14 protein-coding genes are annotated in these 21,080 nt (G+C 60.9%); all 14 read left to right on the top strand.

The genetic code is table 11. From position 1 onward, the window contains the following. Positions 1 to 219 precede the first annotated feature (219 nt). The 14 genes from M0746_RS15625 to M0746_RS15560 all read left to right on the top strand — a co-directional run bounded on the left by M0746_RS15625 (position 220) and on the right by M0746_RS15560 (position 21,037). Positions 220 to 702 (top strand): sigma-70 family RNA polymerase sigma factor, encoded by a 483-nt coding sequence (locus tag M0746_RS15625; RefSeq protein ID WP_274705820.1) that lies wholly within the window; start codon positions 220 to 222, stop codon positions 700 to 702. A 133-nt stretch (positions 703 to 835) separates the two neighbouring features. Continuing rightward, positions 836 to 2,170 (top strand): lysine N(6)-hydroxylase/L-ornithine N(5)-oxygenase family protein, encoded by a 1,335-nt coding sequence (locus M0746_RS15620; RefSeq protein WP_258449829.1) that lies wholly within the window; start codon positions 836 to 838, stop codon positions 2,168 to 2,170. A 616-nt stretch (positions 2,171 to 2,786) separates the two neighbouring features. Beyond that, the gene (gene mgtA, locus M0746_RS15615; RefSeq protein WP_258449828.1) at positions 2,787 to 5,486 is read left to right on the top strand and encodes a magnesium-translocating P-type ATPase; all 2,700 of its coding nucleotides are present in this window, start codon (positions 2,787 to 2,789) and stop codon (positions 5,484 to 5,486) included. A 1,300-nt stretch (positions 5,487 to 6,786) separates the two neighbouring features. Then, positions 6,787 to 7,320 (top strand): fimbrial protein, encoded by a 534-nt coding sequence (locus M0746_RS15610; RefSeq protein ID WP_258449827.1) that lies wholly within the window; start codon positions 6,787 to 6,789, stop codon positions 7,318 to 7,320. A 114-nt stretch (positions 7,321 to 7,434) separates the two neighbouring features. Further along, entirely contained in the window at positions 7,435 to 8,193 is a 759-nt protein-coding gene (locus M0746_RS15605; RefSeq protein WP_258449826.1) for a FimD/PapC N-terminal domain-containing protein, read from the top strand. Between the two features lie 4 nt (positions 8,194 to 8,197). Continuing rightward, positions 8,198 to 9,850, top strand: coding sequence for a fimbria/pilus outer membrane usher protein (locus M0746_RS15600; RefSeq protein WP_258449825.1), 1,653 nt, complete (start codon positions 8,198 to 8,200; stop codon positions 9,848 to 9,850). A gap of 29 nt (positions 9,851 to 9,879) precedes the next feature. Then, on the top strand, positions 9,880 to 10,614 hold the full coding sequence (locus M0746_RS15595) for a fimbrial biogenesis chaperone (protein WP_258449824.1): 735 nt from the start codon (positions 9,880 to 9,882) through the stop codon (positions 10,612 to 10,614). Further along, positions 10,611 to 11,633, top strand: coding sequence for a fimbrial protein (locus M0746_RS15590; RefSeq protein ID WP_258449823.1), 1,023 nt, complete (start codon positions 10,611 to 10,613; stop codon positions 11,631 to 11,633). Before M0746_RS15595 ends, M0746_RS15590 begins: the two co-directional genes overlap by 4 nt. 113 nt (positions 11,634 to 11,746) lie before the next feature. Beyond that, positions 11,747 to 12,922 carry an EAL domain-containing response regulator gene (locus tag M0746_RS15585; protein ID WP_258449822.1) on the top strand — a complete coding sequence of 392 codons (1,176 nt, stop codon included), beginning with the start codon at positions 11,747 to 11,749 and terminating at the stop codon, positions 12,920 to 12,922. Positions 12,923 to 13,084: 162 nt separating this feature from the next. After that, positions 13,085 to 13,711, top strand: a complete 627-nt coding sequence (locus M0746_RS15580) for a response regulator transcription factor (protein ID WP_258449821.1) — start codon at positions 13,085 to 13,087, stop codon at positions 13,709 to 13,711. Positions 13,712 to 13,768: 57 nt separating this feature from the next. After that, the gene (locus M0746_RS15575; protein ID WP_446731341.1) at positions 13,769 to 17,347 is read left to right on the top strand and encodes a transporter substrate-binding domain-containing protein; all 3,579 of its coding nucleotides are present in this window, start codon (positions 13,769 to 13,771) and stop codon (positions 17,345 to 17,347) included. Between the two features lie 132 nt (positions 17,348 to 17,479). Next, positions 17,480 to 17,893, top strand: coding sequence for a DUF4398 domain-containing protein (locus tag M0746_RS15570; protein ID WP_258449819.1), 414 nt, complete (start codon positions 17,480 to 17,482; stop codon positions 17,891 to 17,893). 10 nt (positions 17,894 to 17,903) lie between these two features. Further along, a complete protein-coding gene (locus M0746_RS15565; RefSeq protein WP_258449818.1) occupies positions 17,904 to 18,677 on the top strand; it encodes an OmpA family protein in 774 nt (257 codons plus the stop codon). Between the two features lie 191 nt (positions 18,678 to 18,868). After that, entirely contained in the window at positions 18,869 to 21,037 is a 2,169-nt protein-coding gene (locus M0746_RS15560) for an autotransporter outer membrane beta-barrel domain-containing protein (protein WP_258449817.1), read from the top strand. Positions 21,038 to 21,080: the final 43 nt, after the last annotated feature.

Genomic DNA, 21,080 nt, shown 5'->3' with positions numbered 1-21,080 from the left:
TGTAAACGTTGCAAGGGCGGCGGAATTTAACTGCGGACACACAAAGTTACAGCTATAGAAGCGGACTATTTGTCAGTCAAGGCCAAACACTACTTTAAATCTATATGAGAATTACTATAAATTACGCCTCTCAAGTTGCCACTATCTTGCTACTGCCGTTTGCGGCGTCGCCGATCAGTGCGCTCAAGGACAGAACCCGCAGGTTTGCGGCCGGGAGTCATGTTGGAAAACTACTATCGAGAGCTGGTGTGTTTCCTGAACGCCAAGCTCGGCAACCGTCAGGTTGCCGAAGATGTGGTGCATGACGCCTATTTGCGGGTGCTCGAACGCTCCAGCGAAACCCCGATCGAACAGCCCCGCGCATTTCTCTACCGCACCGCGCTGAATCTGGTCATCGATGGCCATCGGCGCAATGCCCTGCGCCAGGTCGAATCGCTGGAAGTGCTCGACAACGAAGAGCGCTATTTCACCCCGTCCCCGCACAGCACGCTCGACCATGGTCAGCGCCTCGCCATGCTCCAGCGCGCCCTGGCCGAATTGTCGCCGCTGTGCCGCGACAGTTTTCTACTGCGCAAGATCGAAGGTCTGTCGCACCCGGAAATCGCCGAGCAACTGGGCATTTCCAAGGCGCTGGTGGAAAAGCACATCGTCAACGCGATGAAACATTGCCGCCAGCGGATCAAGCAATGGGACGCCCATTGAGCGTCACGGTTAAATTTTATTTCTTTGTCCTCGTTCCTACTCAACAGACGATCTGCTGTCCTGCTCAAGGCCGGTCAGGTCATTTAGGCTCTCCTTGCCCCTTGTTGAGGGGTTCATCCAGAGGACACTGGAAATGACTCAGGCAATTGCATCGCCCATCGTTCACGACCTGATCGGCGTCGGTTTCGGCCCTTCGAACCTGGCGCTGGCCATCGCTCTGCAAGAGCGCGGCCCGATCCACGGCGAGCTGGATGTGCTGTTCCTCGACAAGCAGGCCGATTACAGCTGGCACGGCAACACCCTGTCGACCCAGAGCGAATTGCAGATTTCCTTCCTCAAGGACCTGGTAACCCTGCGCAATCCGACCAGCCCCTACTCGTTCGTCAACTACCTGAAATATCACGGTCGTCTGGTCGACTTCATCAACCTCGGCACCTTTTACCCGTGCCGCATGGAGTACAACGACTACCTGCGCTGGGTCGCCGGGCAGTTCACCGCGCAGAGCCGTTACGGTGAAGAAGTGCTGACCATCGAACCGGTCCTGCACAACCAGCAGGTTGAAGCGTTGCGGGTGATTTCCCGTGGCAGCGACGGCCAGCAATTCGTGCGCACCACGCGTTCGGTGGTGGTCAGTGCCGGCGGTACGCCGCGTATTCCCGAGGCGTTCAAGGCGCTGAAGGGCGATCGCCGGGTTTTCCACCACTCGCAGTACCTGTCGCAAATGGCCAGACAACCGTGCGTGAACAATCAGCCGATGAGCATCGCGATCATTGGGGGCGGGCAGAGCGCGGCAGAAGCGTTCATCGATCTCAACGATTCGTTCCCGTCGGTGCAGGTCGACATGATCTTGCGCGGTTCGGCGTTGAAGCCTGCCGATGACAGCCCGTTCGTCAACGAAGTGTTCTCGCCGGAATTCACCGACCTGGTGTTCCAGCAGAACAGCGCTGAACGCGAGCGTCTGGTCAACGAGTATCACAACACCAATTACTCGGTGGTCGACATCGACCTGATCGAGCGCATCTACGGCATCTTTTACCGGCAGAAGGTCTCCGGGATCGCCCGGCATGCCTTCCGCACCCTGACCACGGTCGAAAGCGCCACGCCTACCGAAAACGGTATCGAACTGGCGGTGCGCAACAACGCCACCGGCGAAGTCACCGTGCGGCATTACGATGCGGTGGTGCTGGCCACCGGTTATGAACGGCAGATGCATCGCAAGCTGTTGGCGCCGCTGGAAGAGTATCTGGGCGAGTTCGAGGTCGACCGCCATTACAAGCTGATCACCGATGAGCGCTGCAAGGCCGGCATCTACATGCAGGGCTTCTGCCAGGCCAGCCATGGCTTGAGCGACACCTTGCTGTCGGTGCTGCCGATCCGCGCTGACGAGATTGCCGGTTCGCTGTATGAGCATGGCAGACACCGTGGGCAGCGCTCGGTGGCGGATCTGCTGCTGGCGACGGCCAGCTGAGTTCTGCTGCGCCAGACACACCGCCATCGCGGGCAAGCCCGCTCCCACAGTGGACGGTGTTCGATCGTTCCCACGCTCTGCGTGGGAATGCCTCAACGGACGCTCCGCGTTCGGCTTTGATGGGACGCGGAGCGTCCCGGGCTGCATTCCCACGCAGAGCGTGGGAACGATCTACGGGGCTTCCTGAACCCTTCCTGAACATTCCGCACATGCCGTTCCTTTGCCGTTTACTCGCCCGACATTCGGGGCGTAAGCTCCACGCGTTTTCATCAATAGCGGAGACCCACAGTGGGTACTTGTTCGAGTGACAGTTGTCGGCCGGTCTCGGTAACCGGCAGATGCTCGGCAAGATAACGCGCAGCCTTTTCCTGCCGTTGTCTCGCCGTAACAGCGAGCAGCGGCATCCCGTGCATGGCCCGTCCTGGGCATGCCTCGACGTCCTTCTCATCGACGCTGAACAGAGCGCGAATACGACCGTACCGTCGTGATCGCAGCCCTATCGACACGCCTGTCTTGTTGACCGGCGCGCCACGCCTTGCCGTGCCGGTTTTTCCGGCGGCAGCGGTGCGGTCGTACCTGCTTGACGGTTTCCCGGCTGACCACAGGGGCAACAGCCATGAAACTTACGCTCAAGGAATTTTTCGCAGGCTTCCTGCGCAACCGCCACATCGCCCGGCACTTCCGCCGTCTGGCGCTGCTGGAATCGCTCAACGACAGCACGGTCAACCGTGAAGTCCCGCCAACCCTGGCCAACACGCTGGTCGACGCCGCGCATGGCGACAGCAGCGAATTGCTGGCATCCCTTGGCAGCCATTGCGAAGGCCTGCGCGACATCGAAGTCGACGCGCTGCGCGCGCTACACGGCTTCAACGAGGTCGAGCACGAGCAACCGCTGCCAGGGTGGACGCACTTGTGGCACTGCTACCAAAACCCGTTCAACCTGCTGTTGACCTTGTTGGCGCTGATCTCGTGGCTGACCGAAGACTTGAAAGCCGCCGTGGTGATTTTTTCCATGGTGGTGCTGTCGACGCTGCTGCGCTTCTGGCAGGAAAGCAAATCCAACCAGGCCGCCGATGCACTCAAGGCCATGGTCAGCAACACCGCCACGGTGCTGCGCCGTGACGCGCCGCGCCGCGAACTGCCGATCAAGCAACTGGTGCCGGGCGATCTGATCGTGCTCTCGGCCGGCGACATGATTCCCGCTGATTGCCGGGTGCTCAGCGCCAAGGATTTGTTCGTCAGCCAGGCGGCGATGACCGGTGAATCGATGCCGGTGGAGAAATTCCCGCGCCAGGCCGATTGCGATACGCGCAATCCGCTGGAGCTGGACAACATTCTGTTCATGGGCACCAACGTCGTGTCCGGAACCGCCGTGGCGGTGATCCTCACCACCGGCAATCACACCTATTTCGGCGCGCTGGCGCAGCGGGTCGGCGCCACCGATCGGGCGGTGACGTCGTTCCAGCAAGGGGTCAACAAGGTCAGCTGGCTATTGATCCGTTTCATGTTCGTCATGGCGCCGCTGGTGCTGTTCATCAATGGCTTCACCAAGGGCGACTGGACCGAAGCGCTGCTGTTCGCGCTGTCGATCGCCGTCGGCCTGACCCCGGAAATGCTGCCGATGATCGTCACCTCGACCCTGGCCAAAGGCGCGGTGTTTCTGTCGCGCAAGAAAGTCATCGTCAAACGCCTCGACGCGATCCAGAACTTCGGCGCCATGGACGTGCTGTGCACCGACAAGACCGGCACCCTGACCCAGGACAAGATCTTCCTCGCGCGCAATGTCGACGTCTGGGGCGAAGACTCTGACGACGTGCTGGAAATGGCCTACCTCAACAGCTACTACCAGACCGGCCTGAAAAACCTGCTCGACGTCGCGGTGCTGGAGCATGTTGAAATCCACCGCGAACTGAAAGTCGGCACGGCGTTTCGCAAGGTCGATGAGATCCCGTTCGACTTCAATCGGCGGCGCATGTCGGTGGTGGTCGAAGGCCGTGGCCAGCCGCATCAACTGATCTGCAAAGGCGCGGTGGAAGAAGTGTTGGCGGTGTGCAGCCGGGTGCGCCACGGCGAGGTCGATGAAGCCTTGAACGATGAACTGCTGAGCCGGATTCGTCAGGTTACTGCAGCGTTCAACGCTGAAGGCTTGCGCGTGGTGGCGGTGGCGGCTCGCTCGATGCCGCAGGGTCGCGATGTCTACAGCCTTGCCGATGAACAGGAGCTGACGCTGATCGGTTACGTGGCCTTCCTCGATCCACCCAAGGAAAGCACCGCGCCGGCGCTCAAGGCTCTGGCCGCACATGGCGTGGCGGTGAAAGTGCTGACCGGCGACAACGAACTGGTGACAGCGAAGATCTGTCGCGAGGTCGGCCTCGCTCAGCAAGGCTTGCTGATGGGCAATGATATCGAGCGCATGAGCGATGCCGAACTGACCGTGGCCGTTGAGCACACCAACGTCTTCGCCAGACTGACGCCGTCGCACAAGGAACGCATCGTGCGCCTCCTCAAAGGCAACGGCCACGTGGTCGGCTTCATGGGTGACGGCATCAACGACGCGCCAGCGCTGCGCACGGCCGATATCGGGATTTCCGTCGACAGCGCGGTGGACATTGCCAAGGAAGCAGCTGACATCATCCTCCTGGAAAAAAGCCTGATGGTGCTGGAGGAGGGCGTGCTCGAAGGGCGGCGCACCTTCGCCAACATGCTCAAGTACATCAAGATGACCGCCAGTTCCAACTTCGGCAACGTGTTCTCGGTGCTGGTGGCCAGTGCGTTCATTCCGTTTCTGCCGATGCTGCCGATGCACCTGCTGGTGCAGAACCTGCTTTACGACATTTCGCAGATTGCCATTCCGTTCGATAACGTCGATGAGGAGATGCTCAAACAACCGCAGCGCTGGCAGCCAGGTGACGTTGGGCGGTTCATGTTGTTTTTCGGCCCGATCAGTTCGATTTTCGATATCAGCACGTTCGCCTTGATGTGGTACGTGTTCGATGCCAACACGCCGGATCACCAGACCCTGTTCCAGTCTGGCTGGTTTGTGGTCGGGCTGCTGACCCAGACGTTGATCGTGCACATGATTCGCACGCCGAAGATTCCGTTTCTGCAAAGCCGCGCTGCGATGCCGCTGCTGGTGATGACCGGGATGATCATGGCGGTCGGGATTTTTCTGCCGATGGGGCCGTTGGCGCATTACTTCAAGTTGCAGGCGCTGCCGTCGCTGTATTTTGTGTTTTTGCCGGTGATTCTGTTGGCGTATATGGGGCTGACTCAGGCGGTGAAGGGGTTTTATGTTCGGCGGTTTGGCTGGCAGTGATTGTTCTGCGATGGCTTTCGTTCAGGGGCTGGATTTTGGGTGCATATCCGTTGCCGCGGTAACGGCTTCTTATGGTTTCGCCCTTACGGGCACTTTTTCCAGACGCCGAAAAAGTACCCAAAAGGCTTGCTCCTACGTACGGCCCTCGCAAGCTCGGGTCCCTTCGCTGCGGGATCGATCCGGGCGCAGCGGCTACGGTTTGCTTCGCTGCACCTCCTTCCGCTGTGTACGACTTCGTCGTACGGTCGCTGCGCTCCCACGCCCGGATCGATCCCTCCACTCAGCCTTCCGACGTCGCCGGTTAGGCAAGATCAAGAGCACGCGAGCTAACGCTCATTGTTGAGTGGTTAGAAGCGGGTGGTTGGCTTGGGATTTTGGGTGGATTCGCCCCTCACCCCAGCCCTCTCCCGAGGGAGAGGGAGCCGATCTTTGGGCTTTTCAAGTTTTGTGTTCGACTCGGTATTTCAGGTCGGCGTCGCTCTCGCATCCACCACGGTCAGTACCCTCTCCCTCCGGGAGAGGGCTAGGGTGAGGGGCTTTTGACGTTGCTTTTGATTTTCAGTCCTCCGTGAAGGCGCAACCCCAAGCGGCAGTTACTGCAGCGCCGAACATGTACTAAAAAACACCGCCTGGAAACAAAGCCATCGCGAGCAGATCCACACAAGAGCGGTGCAATCATCAGGCCGAGTGTCAGCTCGCCTGCTTTTGATCTTGCCTCACCGGCGACGTCGGGAGGCTGAGTGGAGGGATTGATCCGGGGGTGGGAGCGCAGCGACCGTACGACGAAGTCGTACACAGCGGAAGGAGGTGCAGCGAAGCAAACCGTAGCCGCTGCGCCCGGATCGATCCCGGAGCGAAGGGACCCGAGCCTGCGAGGGCCGTACGTAGGAGCAAGCCTTTTGGGTTACCTTTTTGGCGTTTGAAAAAGGTGACCCGCTGTAAGAGCGGAACCTTAAGTAGCCGTGACCGCAGCAACGGATATGTACACGGAATAAAAACCATCGCGAGCAGGCTAGCTCCCACAAATAGGGGGATGTGGCGCTGCGAATCGTCCTACACAGCGACAAGAAAGAACTTACATTTTCCCCCTTGGGGCTCGACCACTATGCGTTCCGGAGCAGAGATGCCCGGCGTCCCGATCACTCGATGCGCAAACACGACCAGGCAATCGGCAACTGGCCAGTCCGGCAAGGAACCGCCGGAAAACGGGGAAGCCAGCCGTTGCACCGTCAAGCGCATCAATGCTCGGGAATGCCCGGCCGCTGGGCCGAACACATAACTATCCCAAGAGATGTAAAACATGAAAAAGCTCGTCGCTGTTACCGCCGCTACCGTTGTCATGGGTCTTGCTTCTTTCGCCAACGCGGCGACGCCGGCTACCGGCAACCCGGGCACTGTGCGTTTCATCGGTGAAATCGTTTCCGGCGCCTGCGGTATCGACGCCAACTCGCTGGACCAGACCGTTTCCCTGGGTCAGGTGCCGTCGAACCAGTTCACCGCCATCGGCAGCCGCTCGACGCCGGTCAAGTTCGACATCGTCCTGACCGACTGTGACACCACCACCCAGAAGAACGCCCGTTTCACCTTCAGCGGTGTGCAGGATCCAGCCGTTCCAGCGTTGTTCGCCACTACCGGTCTGGCGCAGAACGTCGGCATCCGTCTGCAGGCCAGCGCCGGCGAAATGCTCGACAACGGCAAGGAGCAAGTCGCGCCGGTTGTGCTGCAGGACGGCAACAACACCGTGACCTTCGCCGCCATGTACGAAGCTACCGCGGCCACCGTCACCACCGGTGAAGCCGACAGCGTGGCCAACTTCACCGTGGCCTACAACTGATCCGCCGCCCTCGCGGGTTGTAAGAAAAAGGGGTGAAAGCCCCTTTTTTCTTTTCCGTCAAAGTTCTGATAAAGGCTCATTCCCGTGTACGGCCGAACACTTTTCGTGTCCTGCGTGTTGCTCTCCTGTGCGCGCTATTCAAGCGCTGTGGAGTTCAATTCGGAGTTTCTGAATATCGATAAAAACGACGATATCAGCCTCGGACAGTTTGCCCATGCGCAATACACCGTGCCGGGCCGTTACTTGCTCGATATCAGCGTGAATCAGCGTTATTTCGGTTCGCGCACGATTGAGTTCATGGCCGGCGACAAGGCTGACGAAAGTTTCGCCTGTCTGCCCGAAGAGCTGGTCGCCACCTTCGGTCTCAAACCGCCATTGATGAAAAGCCTGCCGCGCCTGGCGGACGGGCAATGCGTGGACCTGCGCGGCATCGATAACGCCGCGATCAAATACCTGAAAAACCTCGGGCGCTTGTCGATCAGCCTGCCGCAGGCGACGTTCGAATACGACGACCCCAACTATATTCCGCCTGCCGCCTGGAGCGACGGGCTCAATGGTGCGTTGCTCGATTATCGGGTGATCGCCAACAACCGTGAAACCAACGGCCCCTCCGGTGACTCGCGCTCGCTGCAAAGTTATGGCACGGCCGGCGTCAACCTCGATGCCTGGCGCATCCGCGCCGATTATCAGGCGCGTCAGGAATCGGGCAGCCAGAGCCAGAATCTGCACGGCGAGGCGTTCCAGTTGAACCGCTTGTACGCCTATCGTGCATTGCCTTCGATCCGCTCGAAGCTGTCGGTCGGTGAGGATTACCTGAACTCCGACGTGTTCGATACGTTCGCTCTGCGCGGCGCGACCCCTGAGCAGCGATGACCGCATGTTGCCGCCGAACCTGCGCGGTTACGCGCCGCTGATCAGCGGTGTGGCGCGCACCAACGCCACGGTCACCGTGTCGCAGCAGGGCCGTGTGTTGTACTCGACCACGGTGACGCCCGGCGCGTTCAGCCTGCAGGACCTCAACAGCAGCGTGCAGGGCACGCTGGACGTGACCGTGCGTGAAGAGGACGGCACCGAGCAAACCTTCACCGTCGCCACCGCCGCCGTGCCGTTCCTGTCGCGCGAAGGCGAGTTGCGTTACAAGGTCTCCGCCGGCCAGCCGCGTCTGACTGGCAATGGCGGCACCGAGCCGCAGTTCATCGCTTCGGAAGCCGCTTACGGTCTGGCCCGTGACTGGACGCTGTACGGTGGTCTGCTCGCCGCCTCGGGTTACCAGTCGAATGCGTTCGGGATCGGCAAGGACCTCGGCGTGTTCGGCGCGCTCTCGGGCGACGTCACCAGCTCCCGCGCCAAATTGCGCTGGAGCGATAAAACCGTGGTCGGCAATTCCTACCGGATCAACTATTCCAAGCGCTTCGATGCGATTGGCACTGACCTGCGCTTTTTGGGCTATCGCTTTTCCGACAAGACCTTCACCAACTTTTCGCAGTTTGCCGGTGACGCCGATTCCTACGCGCTGAACTCGGGCAAGCAACGCTATTCGGTGACGGTGGCCAAGCATTTCTCCTGGCTGTCGACGAGTTTTTCCTACGACCACTCGACCTATTGGGACGCGCCGGCCGCTGATCGTTTCGGCCTGACCGTGGCGCGCAGCTTTTCGCTGGGCAACGTCAAGAATATCAACGTCAACGTATCCGCCTACCAGACCCAGAACAGCCGGCAGAACGACTCGCAGATCTACCTCGGCGTCACCGTGCCGCTGGGCGGCAACTCGATGCTTTCAAGCAACGTGCAGCGCTCGGCCTCGGGCGGCTCGTCGGGCAGTGTCGGTTACAGCCATGACGATGGCGAAGGCATGAATTATCAGGTGTACGGCGGCGTCGGCGACAACCGCTACGTCAACGCCTATGTCGGTAAACGTGCGTCGAGCTACCGCGCCAACGCCTCGGCGTCCACTGATGGCAGCACTTATCGCTCGCTGACCGGTGAACTCGACAGTTCGCTGGTCGCCACCCGTTATGGCGTCTCGGCTCACGGCAACGGCAGCAACGGCGACACGCGCCTGCTGGTGTCTACCGACGGCGTGCCGGACGTGGCCTTCAGCGGCCAGACCCGCACCAACCGCGACGGTTACGCAGTCATGGATGGCTTGCCGTCGTTTCAGGCGTACGAAGCGCGGGTCAATGTCGAAAAGCTGCCGCTCAACACCGAAGTCTCCAACCCGATCCAGCGTCTGGCGCTGACCGAGGGCGCGATCGGTTATGTGAATTTCGCCACGGGGCAGGGCTACAACGCGTTCGTCGTGTTGAGCCGCCGCGACGGTAAACCGGTGCCGTTCGGCGCGTCGGTGCAGGACAAGAACACCAACAAGGAGGTGGGCATCGTCGGCGAGGCGGGCGTCACTTATCTGTTGGGCATCAAGGCAGGGGCTGAACTGGTAGCGCGTTGGGATGACGCCGGCCAATGCAGTCTGGCCAAACTCCCTGAGCAGGACGTGCTGACCAACGTCGCCACGCCCGCTCAGTGTCTGTAATCGCCTCATTCCTCGAATCCGGAGTCCGCATGTACCGTTCAACTTTGTCTATTGCTCAACGTCTGTTACTCGCAGGCAGCCTGTGCCTGCCGCTCCTGGCCAGCGCCGCCGTGGTGCCGGATCGCACCCGCGTGGTGTTCGAAGAGAGCGCGCCCTCGGTCAGCGTCACGGTCAGCAACAAGAATCCGCAGTTGCCGTTCATTGTGCAGTCGTGGATCGAAAACGAAAGCGGCGTGAAAGTCACCTCGCCATTCATGGTCTTGCCGCCGTTGCAGCGCATCGAACCGAATGAAAGCAGCGTGCTGCGCATCGTCAAATTGCCCGAGCTGGCGCTGCCGACTGATCGCGAATCGGTGTTCTACCTGAACATCCGCGAGATCCCGCCAAAAACCCAGGCGGTCAATTCGATGCAGATTGCCCTGCAGTCGAAAATCAAATTGTTCTACCGCCCGGCCGCGGTGAAACGCGAACGCGGCGAGGACTTTGCCCTGGGCTTGAAGTTGAAAATCGACCCGGCGGCGAAACAGCTGATCGTCGATAACCCGACGCCGTTTCACATCACCGTGGTGGGTCTGCTCACCGGCCCGGAAAAAACCAAAATGCCGATCGATACGGTGATGATCGCCCCGCGCGGCAGCGCCCGGATCGCCTTGAGCACCACCGCATTCACCACGTTGCGGGTGTCGAACATGAATGATTTTGGCGGCCAGACCGACACCTTGTTCAGTTGCGTGGCGAACCTGTGCCAGGGCGTCAAGCCATGAAGCCGTGGCGCGCGCTGAGCCGCCTCATCCTCGCGGCGAGCCTGCTGACGGTGTCGCAGTTCGCTTCGGCGATGATCTGCAAAGCCATGGACGGCAGCGACAGCCTGAGCGAATACATTGGTCCGGTGTCGGTGCCCGATACGGTGCCGGACGGCACGATCATCTGGCGCTCGAAAACTCACGTGGTTACGGCCGAGTGCTGGAAGAAGTTCGACCAGCACCGTGCCGAGGACGATCCGATCTACTTTTACGGCAACCCGGCCGGGCTCAATGCGACGCCATGGGGCATCGAATTCGGCCTGGTCTATCGCGGTGTAACGGCGTGGGACGGCGATTGGAGTTCCAACCCGACGCAGGGCGTGAACAGCGGATTCACGTCGCCCGGTTGCCCGAATGCCCAGAATGCCGAGGACATGCGCAAGTGTTCAACGGTGACCCCGACCATTGCCTTTCAGGTGGTGATCCGCAAACGCGGTTTGCTGCCGCTGCAGCGCCCGTCACAAGACACTTACGATGTGTTCCAGTTCGACGGCCTTTACGGCCTCAACGGCGGGCCGAGCAACCCGGACGGCAACTTTCGCTTTCGCTTGAGCGGCTTGCAGAACATCGTCGGCACCGCCTGTACGGTCGACGTCACGGTCACGCCTGAGCCGGGCATTGTCGATTTCGGCGTGGTGCAGAAAACCCCCACCGGGTTTTCCCCGCCCAATCCGAGCAAACCCTTCAGCCTCGCGCTGGAGAAGAAATGCAGCAGCGCCATCAACATCGGCGCGACGCTGGTCACCGCCAATCAGCAGGGCCTGTACAACATTCTGCCGGCGGCGGACAGCCAGTTCGGCATTCAGGTACGCGACGCGCGCAATAACCTGGTGCAGGTCAACGAGCCGTTTGCGCTGGCGAATTTTCCCGCGGACGTCAGCCATATCGACGTGCCGTTCAGCGCTTCGCTGGTATCGCTCGGCGATCCCCAGGTCGGCCGGTTCGAGGCGATCATGGTGGTGCAGATCGTGTACTACTGACGGTGGCTCTCGCTGGGAAATTTCCTACACGGACGCAGGATAAGTCCTTCGTTCATCCCGGCCGTTGCAGGCCAATATCCCGTTCCTCGGGTCGATTGAGTGATGACAGGACAATGGCCTCTCCACGAATTCTGGTGCTGGAAAATCATGAATTTACCCGCAACGTGCTGGTCAGGATGCTGCATCGCCTGAGCGTGCCCGATGTGCTGCACGCACCGGACGCTGAACAGGCGATGGTGCAGATGCACCTGCAGGGCGGGGTCGATATCGTTCTTTGCGACCTGACCGATCGCGGCCTCGATTGCCTGGAGTTCCTGCGCCTGGCCAGCCACAGCGGCATGGTGCGCGCCGTGGTGCTGTGCAGCGAGTTGCCGCCGGAACTGAGCCGCACCCTGGGGCAGATGGCCTCGCTGGCGGGGTTGCAGTTGCTCGGCGTGCTCAACCGGCCGATTCAGCTGCGCGCGCTGTACCGGCTGTTGCAGCGCTACAGCCGTGGCCGCGCGGTGCCTGCCCTGGAGCCGTTGAACACAACGTTGCCCAGCGAGGACGAAGTGCGTCGTGGCCTCGCCCTGGGTGAGTTCCGCGCCTGGTTCCAGCCGCAATTCAAACTGCACAGTGGCGAGGTCAGCGGTGTCGAGGCCCTGGTGCGCTGGGAGCATCCGGCCCGTGGCACGCTGTTGCCCTGCGATTTTCTCGCGGCGGTGCTGGCCTACGACCTGATCGACCAGATGTTCAAACACCTGCTCGAACAGGGCTTGAGCCTGCTGGGCATTCTGCGCCGGCGCGGCATTGCGCTGGAGCTGTCATTCAACCTGCACGCATCCCAACTCAACGACTGCGCCTTGGTCGAGCACATCAAGCAGACGCTCGAGCAGCATGCTTTCAAGGGCTCGGTGCTGATGTTCGAAGTGGCGGAAAACGGTTTGCTCGACTGCCCCTGCGGGCTCCAGGAAAACCTGCTGCGCTTGCGCCTGCTGGGCTGCGGCTTGGCGGTCGATGACTTCGGCGTGGGTTTTTCCTCGTTGAAACTGCTGTGCCAGTTGCCGTTTACCCAGATCAAACTCGACGGACGCTTCGTGCAGAACCTCGACCGCCAGCGTAACCGCGCAATGGTCGCCAGTACTCGGGTCATGGCACGGTCATTGGGCATGGACCTGGTGATCGAAGGTGTCAGCGGGCCGAAGGTGCTCGAGCGTTTGCTGGCGCTGGAATGCGAGATGGGTCAGGGGTATTACCTGGCGCGGCCGATGAACGGGCATGACCTGCTCAAATGGCTCGAAGCGCCCTAGGTGTTGTGCTGATCTTGTACATTTTTTAAGTGTTGTCCAAGAAATTTCCTACACTCCAGTGGCGCTCGTGTATTTTCGACACGCGGATCGTCTGGGTTGCTGTTCAATCGCTGTGCCTGGTGTTGCCGATGCTGCACATCGACGTGTCTTACAGGAGTTTTTATGCTTAAAGCGATCATCGTGGACGACCATCCGTTCATCCGCTCTGCCGTCAAAATGCTGTTGAAGCAGGAAAACTTCGAAGTCGTCGCCGAGGCGGATAACGGCGCCGACGCGGTCCAGCAGGCCCGCGAGCACAATCCAGACCTGATCATTCTCGACATCGCCATGCCCAAGCTCGATGGCCTGGAAGTGATTTCGCGAATCAGCGCGCTGAACCTGCACTGCAAGATTCTTGTGCTGACCTCGCAGTCGGCGCAGTTCTATTCGATGCGCTGCATGAAAGCAGGGGCGGCGGGGTACATCTCCAAGACCAACGACCTGGACGAACTGGTCAAGGCGATCAAGGTGGTCATCGACGGCTATACCTTTTTTCCCAACCTGGCCAGCAGTTCGGTGCGTCGCAGCGATGCCCAGGCCACCGATCTGGAACTGATCCAGAGCCTGTCCGACCGTGAACTGACCATCCTCCAGCAGTTGGCCAAAGGCCTGAGCAACAAGGAGATCGGCGAAGCGATGCTATTGAGCAACAAGACCGTCAGCACCTACAAGACGCGGCTGATCGAGAAACTCAACGTCAAGTCGGTGGTGTACCTCGCTGATTTTGCCAAGCGCAACAACCTGCTGTAGATGATGACTTTCTTCAGAAGCTGCGTGGCCGCTGTGCTGCTGTTCAGCGTGGTGGGGATGGCACACGCGGCGCCGGCAGTGGCCCCGGACACGCTGAAAGTGCTCGGCCGCTCTGACGTCGGCGAATACGCGGTGTCGCTGGACGAGCCGGACTGGCGCTGGCTGCGTCGCAAGGGCACGCTGTTGCTCGGCGACAGCAGCCCGGACTATTCGCCGTTCGCGATTACCGGTAACGGCAACGAATATGAGGGCATGAGCGCCGATTATGCTCAGTTGATCGGGCAATTATTGCGGGTCAACGTCGAGGTGCGGCGCTATGCGTCGCGTGGCGATCTGTTGGCGGCCTTGAAGAACGGCGAGATCGATCTGATCGGCACCGCCAACGGTTTCGAGGCCGCCGATCCGGAGCTGGCAATCTCCTTGCCGTACGCCGACGACAATCCGAGCCTGGTCACGCGCATCGACGAAAGCCACAACCTGCCGCAAGACCTCGCCGGCAAACGCGTGGCGATGCTCTATCACTATCTGCCACCGGCGACGGTCAAGGCGTTTTATCCCAAGGCCGATGTGCAGCTGTATCCGTCGACACTGGCCGCTATCGGTGCGGTGGCGTTCGGCCAGGCGGACGTCTATCTGGGCGATTTGCTCAGTTCCAATTACCTGATCAAGAAGAATTACCTCAACAACGTCCAGCTCAGCGACTTTTCGCGCATGGAAACCCAGCCGTTCAGCTTTGCGGTCAAGCGTGACAACGAACAGTTGTTGCGCGTGGTCGATGCGGCGCTGACGGTCATTCCCGTCGAGGAGCGCATGAGCATTCGCCGCCGCTGGAGCGTTGGCGGCGTGGCGATTCCGGGGCAGCACGTGCTGCATTTCAGTATCAAGGAACAGCAGTGGCTGGACCGCCATCCGCGGATCAAAGTGGCGATCAACGAGAATTTCCTGCCGCTGACCTTCGTTGACGAGGCCGGCAAGTTTCGCGGCATCAGTGCCGATGTACTGGCCAAGATCAGCCTGCGCACCGGTCTGCAATTCGACATGCAACGCGTCGATTCGGTGGCCGATCTGATCAGGCAAGTCAGCAGCGGCAAGGCCGACATGCTCGCGGCGTTCACGCCGAGCAGCGAGCGCGAAGGCGAGCTGCGTTTTACCCGCCCGTACCTGATCAACCCGTTTGTGCTGGTCAGCCGCCGCGATGGCGAACCGCAAACGCTCGATCAGATGGCCGGCGAGCGTCTGGCGCTGATCACCGGTAACGTTTTGCGTGAATACCTGGTCGAGCAGTTTCCGAATATTCAATTGGTGCCGGCCAACAATGCCGCGGATGCCATGCAGATGGTCGCCGAGGGCAAGGTCGACGGTGCGATCAACTCGCTGATCAGCGCGCGTTACATGATTTCGCGCCAGTACCGCGAGACCTTGCAGATCTCCAGTACGGTCGGCACCCAACCGGCACGCATCGCCCTGGCGACCAATCGCGGCGCGCTCGAGTTGTACTCGATTCTCGACAAGGCGCTGCTGAGCATCAGCCCGGAAGAAATGGACGAACTGACCAACCGCTGGCGCAGCGAAGTGGTGGTCGATGACAGTTACTGGCTGCGCAACCGCGGCATGATCATTCAAGGCTTCGTGATTGCCGGTGTGTTGCTGCTGCTGGCGTTTGGCTGGATCGCCTATCTGCGCCTGCTGATGCGCAAGCGTCGTCAGGCGGAAATGGCCTTGAACGACCAGATGGAATTCATGCGCGTGCTGATCGACGGCACGCCGCACCCGATTTATGTGCGCGACCGTGAAGGCCGTCTGGTGATTTGCAACAGCGGCTATTTGCAAGTGTTTGGCACCGAGCGTGACGCGGTGATCGGCAAAACCGTGACCCAGGGCGTGCTGAGCGATGCACCGCAGGCTCAGGCCTATCACGACGATTACCTGCGCGTGATGGCCGACGGGCAGCCGAGCATCCAGGACCGCAGTCTGACCCTGGCCGACGGCAGGCAGCTGACGATCTATCACTGGATGCTCCCGTACCGCGGCAGCGATGGCGCGGTCAACGGCATGATCGCCGGCTGGATCGACGTCAGCGAACGCCAGCATTTATTGCAGGAACTGCAGATCGCCAAGGACAGCGCCGACGACGCCAACCGCGCCAAGACCACGTTCCTCGCTTCAATGAGCCACGAAATCCGCACGCCGATGAACGCCATCATCGGCATGCTTGAGCTGGCCATGAAAAAGGCCGATCAAGGCGTGACCGATCGTTTTGCCATCGAAGTGGCCTCGGGCGCCGCGCGCGGCTTGCTCGACTTGATCGGCGACATTCTCGACATCGCGCGCATCGAATCCGGGCGCCTGTCGCTGGCGCCGCAACGGGCCAACCTGCGCGAGCTGGTGGAATCGGTGGTGCGGATTTTCGAAGGGCTGGCGCGGCAGAAACAGCTGCGTCTGCAACTGGATGTGGACGCTTTGAGCAATGTCGACGTACTGATCGATCCGCTGCGTTTCAAGCAGGTGCTGTCGAATCTGCTGAGCAATGCGATCAAGTTCACCGACGCCGGTCAGGTGCAGTTGAGCCTGCAGGTCGATATCGACAGCGACGAACGCCTGAGCCTGTGCTTGCGGGTCAAGGACAGCGGTCGCGGGATTTCCGCTGAGGACCAGGCGCTGTTGTTCAGCCCGTTCGCTCAGGCCGGCAACCATGGCCAGTCGGCGCGCAGCGGTTCCGGGCTGGGCCTGGTGATCAGTCGTACCTTGTGCGAAATGATGGGCGGCAGCCTGACCTTGTCCAGCGAACTGGGGCAGGGCACGCAGATCGAAGTGCGCCTGAATCTGCCGACCCTTGAGCCGCTGGTGGCTGCGCCGGTCGAAGAACTCGAACCGGTGAACAGCCAGCACAGCCTGAACATTCTGGTGATCGACGATTACCCGGCCAACCGCTTGTTGCTCACGCAGCAACTGAATTATCTGGGCCATCGGGTCGTCGACGCGGAGGACGGCGCCCACGGCTTGCGCGCCTGGCGCAATCAGCTGTTTGACGTGGTCATCACCGATTGCAACATGCCGATCATGAACGGCTACCAACTGGCGCGCGCGATCCGTGATGAAGAAGCGGCGCGCGGCCTGCCACGCAGTCTGGTGCTGGGCTTTACCGCCAACGCGCTGCCCGAGGAAAAGCAACGTTGTGCCGAAGCCGGGATGGACGATTGTCTGTTCAAACCGATCAGTCTCAAGGACCTCAATCTGCGTCTGGTCGGTATCGTTGCGCAGCAGCCGGCAGCGGCCGCGATGTCAGACACCGAGCCTGCGTCGGGTGACCTCGATCTGGGCAGTCTCGAGCAGTTGACGCGCGGCGACGAGGAATCGATCAAGAGCCTGTTGGGCGATCTGGCCACCAGCAACGCGCAGGACATGGCCAAACTGCTGCGGCTGTTCAGCGAGCATGACATTCCTGGTCTTTCCGACCTCGCGCACCGGGTCAAGGGCGGCGCGCGGATCATCAAGGCGCAGTCGCTGATACAGGCTTGTGAGGCGCTGGAACGCGCCAGTGAAGGCCTGGACACGCAATTGCTGACCGAAGCTGTCGATACCTTGCAGCAGGCGATGGAGCATTTGTCCGAGCAACTGGACGAGCGCTTGGCGTAAACCCGTTTTTTTGCCCGTTTGCCTGCAATCTTGCGAATTTTCCTACATTCGCCACTCACGCTCTATCGCTAACGTGCAGGTGTCCCGGCGTCACGCCGGGCTCACTTGTTCAGTTAACGTTTGGAGTTGTTGATGACCCTTCCCCGTATGTCTTCCCGTGTACGCCTGGCCGTCAGTGGACTGGCCGTCGCGGCGGCGTTGAGCGCCTGTGCCAGCGCGCCGATCCCGGAGCAGCAGATCACACTGGCCAAGGATGCGGTCAACCGCGCGGTCTCGGCCGAGGCGACGCAATACGCGCCGCTGGAAATGAAGTCGGCGCAGGACAAGATGTTCCAGATGGAGCGCGCCCTCGGCGAGAAACAGTACCCGCAGGCCAGGCTGCTGGCCGAGCAGATCGAGGCCGATGCCAACCTCGCCGAGCGCAAATCCCGCGCAGTGAAATGGCAGAAGCAATTGACCGACGCCCGCAGCGGCATCCAGGTGCTCAAGCAGGAAATGCTGCAAGACCCGGTCACCGGTTTCAATCCGCCCGCCGCCGCTCAATAAGGACACGTCCATGCCTAATTTCAAACTGTTGCCGGTCGCCGGCCTGTTCGCCGTGATGCTTGCCGGTTGCGCCACCCCGCCAGAAAATCCGCAGTTGTTGCAGGCGCGCGCGCAATTTTCCGCGCTGCAAAACAAGCCGGAATCCAACACCCTGGCGGCGATTGAAACCAAGTCGGCGTTCACCGCGCTGAACGCCGCTGATCAGGCTTCGCTGCAAGATCGCAAAGCCCCGCAGATCGACCAGTTGGCGTACCTGGCCAGCCAGAAGATTGCCCTCGCCGAACAGACCATCGCTGGTCGCCAGGCGGAAGCCGGGCTGAAGAAAATCGATGCCGAGCGCACCCAGGTGCAACTGGATGTGCGTACCCAGCAGTTGAAAGCGCTGCAAGCGCTGAAGGCCAAACCGACCGATCGTGGTCAGGTGGTGACATTTGGCGACGTGCTGTTCGACACCGGTAAAGCCGACTTGAAGTACGGCAGCCAGCGGCAGTTCCAGCAACTGGCCGACTTCCTCAACAACAACCTCGAGCGCAAGGTGCGCGTCGAAGGCTTCACCGATGACGTGGGCAGCGAACAGGCCAATCAGCGGCTGTCCGAGCGTCGCGCGGCGTCGGTGGCGACGGCTTTGACGCAACTGGGCGTCGATCGCCAGCGCATCCTGACCCAGGGTTATGGCGAAGAATACGCCGTTGCCGACAACGGCAGCGCGGCCGGCCGCCAGCACAATCGCCGGGTCGAGGTGATTGTGTCCAACGGTGCCGAGGCGGTGGGCCTGCGTCGCTGAGACAGGACGCGTGTAATGCAATGAGTGTGTTTTGAGCAGGAAATTTCCTACAAAAATAAGGAAATTTCCTGCTCTTTTTTCCTCCCCGATCTCTAAATTCGCTACCTCATCACTGAGGTACGCGCCATGAAAACTGTCTCTGCCACACGCCACCCAGCACTGAGCCTGTCCCCCTGGCACTGGCCATCGTCATGTGCCTGCCGATGCAGGCGCAGGCCTTTACCGTTCTGGTCGAGAAGGGCGCTGTGGTCAATGGCGAAAGCGTGTCGGGTGCCCAGCAGAATATTGGTGCCCAAGGCACCGCCAACCACACCTCGATCGAAGTCAGTGGCACTCAAGCGGTGTTTTTCGGCGGCGTGTCGAACGATGCCACGGTCATGGGCCGTCAAGTGGTGCAAAGCGGTACGTCGAACCGCTCGATCGTCGAAGCGGGTGGCTCGCAACGGGTGTCGATCAACGGCACGGCCAACGACACGGTGTTGAACGGTGGTACGCAAACCGTGCAGACCACCAAGAGCGTCGCCAACCGCACGGTGATCAATCGCGATGCCGTGCAGACTGTGCAGTTATCCGGCCGCGCCGTGGACACACTGATCAATGCGGGCGGCGTGCAAGTGGTCACCGATCTGGGCATTGCCGACAACTCCCGGGTGCTCAGCGGTGGTGAACAGCGTTTGACGGTTACCCGGTTCGGTGGAGCAGTCGCCACCGATACCCATATCGAGGGCGGTGTGCAGAGCGTGTATGGCCTTGGCACAGCCAACAACAGCACCGTCAGCCAGGGCGGACGCGTCGATTTGTACACGGGTGCACAGGCCAATGGTCTGGTGGCCGAGGCGGGCGGTACCGTCAACATCATGGAGAACGGCGTGAAAACCGTGGATTCGTTGCGTCTTGACGGCGGTCGTCTGGCCTTCGCCCCCAGCCTGGATGGCAGCTTCAAGACGTTTACGGTCAATGCGCTGTCCGGCAGCGGCAGCGTGTTGATGAACACCGACATCGCCAGTCAGCAGCACGATCTGCTGGTGGTGCAGGGCGCCGGTCAGGCCAACGGTGATCACACCTTGATCGTCGCTGACTCCGGGCATGAACCGGCCGATGCGGACGGGCGTTTGCTGCTGGTTGACACCCATGGCGGCAACGCGAAGTTCGGCCTGTACGGTGGGCATGTCGATGCCGGTGCGTTTCGTTACACCTTGCAGCAGCAGGGGGACGACTGGGTGCTGGCCAGCGCGGGGGCGGTTGTGCCAGAGCCGGTAGTGCCAGTAGCGCCTGTTTCACCTGTTACACCCGTAGCGCCCGTTACACCGCCAGATCTGCAGGCGCCTGTCGATTCGGGCACTCCGGTAGTACCGGTCACGCCGGTAAATCCGGCGACGCCCGCCGAACCGCTGAAACCGCTGGACCCGGTCACCCCATCAAGGCCGCTCGATCCGGCACCGGCGCACTTGTCCAAGGGCGCCAACGCCGCCATCGCCGCGCACACCGCTGGCGCCAGCCTGTGGGGCGCGCAAATGGACGCACTGGTGCAGCGCCTCGGCGAACTGCGCATGGGCGAGGATGACGGCGGAATCTGGAGCCGGGCCATCGGCAAACGCCTTGAAGTCAGCGAACGCTCCAGCCGTGCCTACGCCCAGGACATCAGCGGCGTGGAAATCGGTGCCGACAAGGCGTTCGCGGTGGACGGCGGCAAGCTCTATGTCGGTGGCATGTTCGGCACTGCCCGCTCCGAGCTGGACTTTGGCGAGGGCGCCAGCGGCAACATCGAGAGCCGCATGCTCGGTGTCTATGCCACCTGGCTCAACGACAACGGTGTGTATGTCGACAGCGTGTTGAAGCACAGCCGTTTCGACAACGAGATCAAGACGCCGACCAATCTCGGTCAGGCGGTGAAAAGTTCTTACAACAGCAACGGCATCGGTGTGAATGTTGAAGTCGGCAAGCGCATCAAATTGCGCGATGGCTGGTTCGTCGAGCCGCAAGCGCAACTGACGGCGACCCGCACCGAGGGCGCGAGCTACACCGCCAGCAACGGGCTGCGCGTCAAGACCGATGACCTCGACTCGCTGCAGAGCCGCGTCGGCGCGATGTTCGGCCGCAGCCTCACGCTGGGCAACGGCATGCAGGCCCAGCCGTACGCAAAAGCGTCGTACATCACCGAGCACAAAGGCCGCAGCAAGGTCAGCGTCAACGGCAACCGCTTCGATACCGAATTGCCCGGTAACCGTGTGGAACTGGGTTTCGGCGCCGTGTTGCAGCTCAGTGAGCGCAGCAAGCTCTCGCTGGATGCCGAGTACGCCAAGGGTGATGGCATCGAACAGCCGTTCGGCGTGAGCGTCGGTTATCGCTACCTCTGGTAGCGGCACGGCAGCCACATCGGTCCCTGTCGATGTGGCGAATTGC

Source organism: Pseudomonas sp. S11P7 (assembly GCF_023195435.1).
GTDB lineage: Bacteria > Pseudomonadota > Gammaproteobacteria > Pseudomonadales > Pseudomonadaceae > Aquipseudomonas > Aquipseudomonas fluorescens_G.
This window is presented reverse-complemented; position numbering and strand designations above follow the sequence as displayed.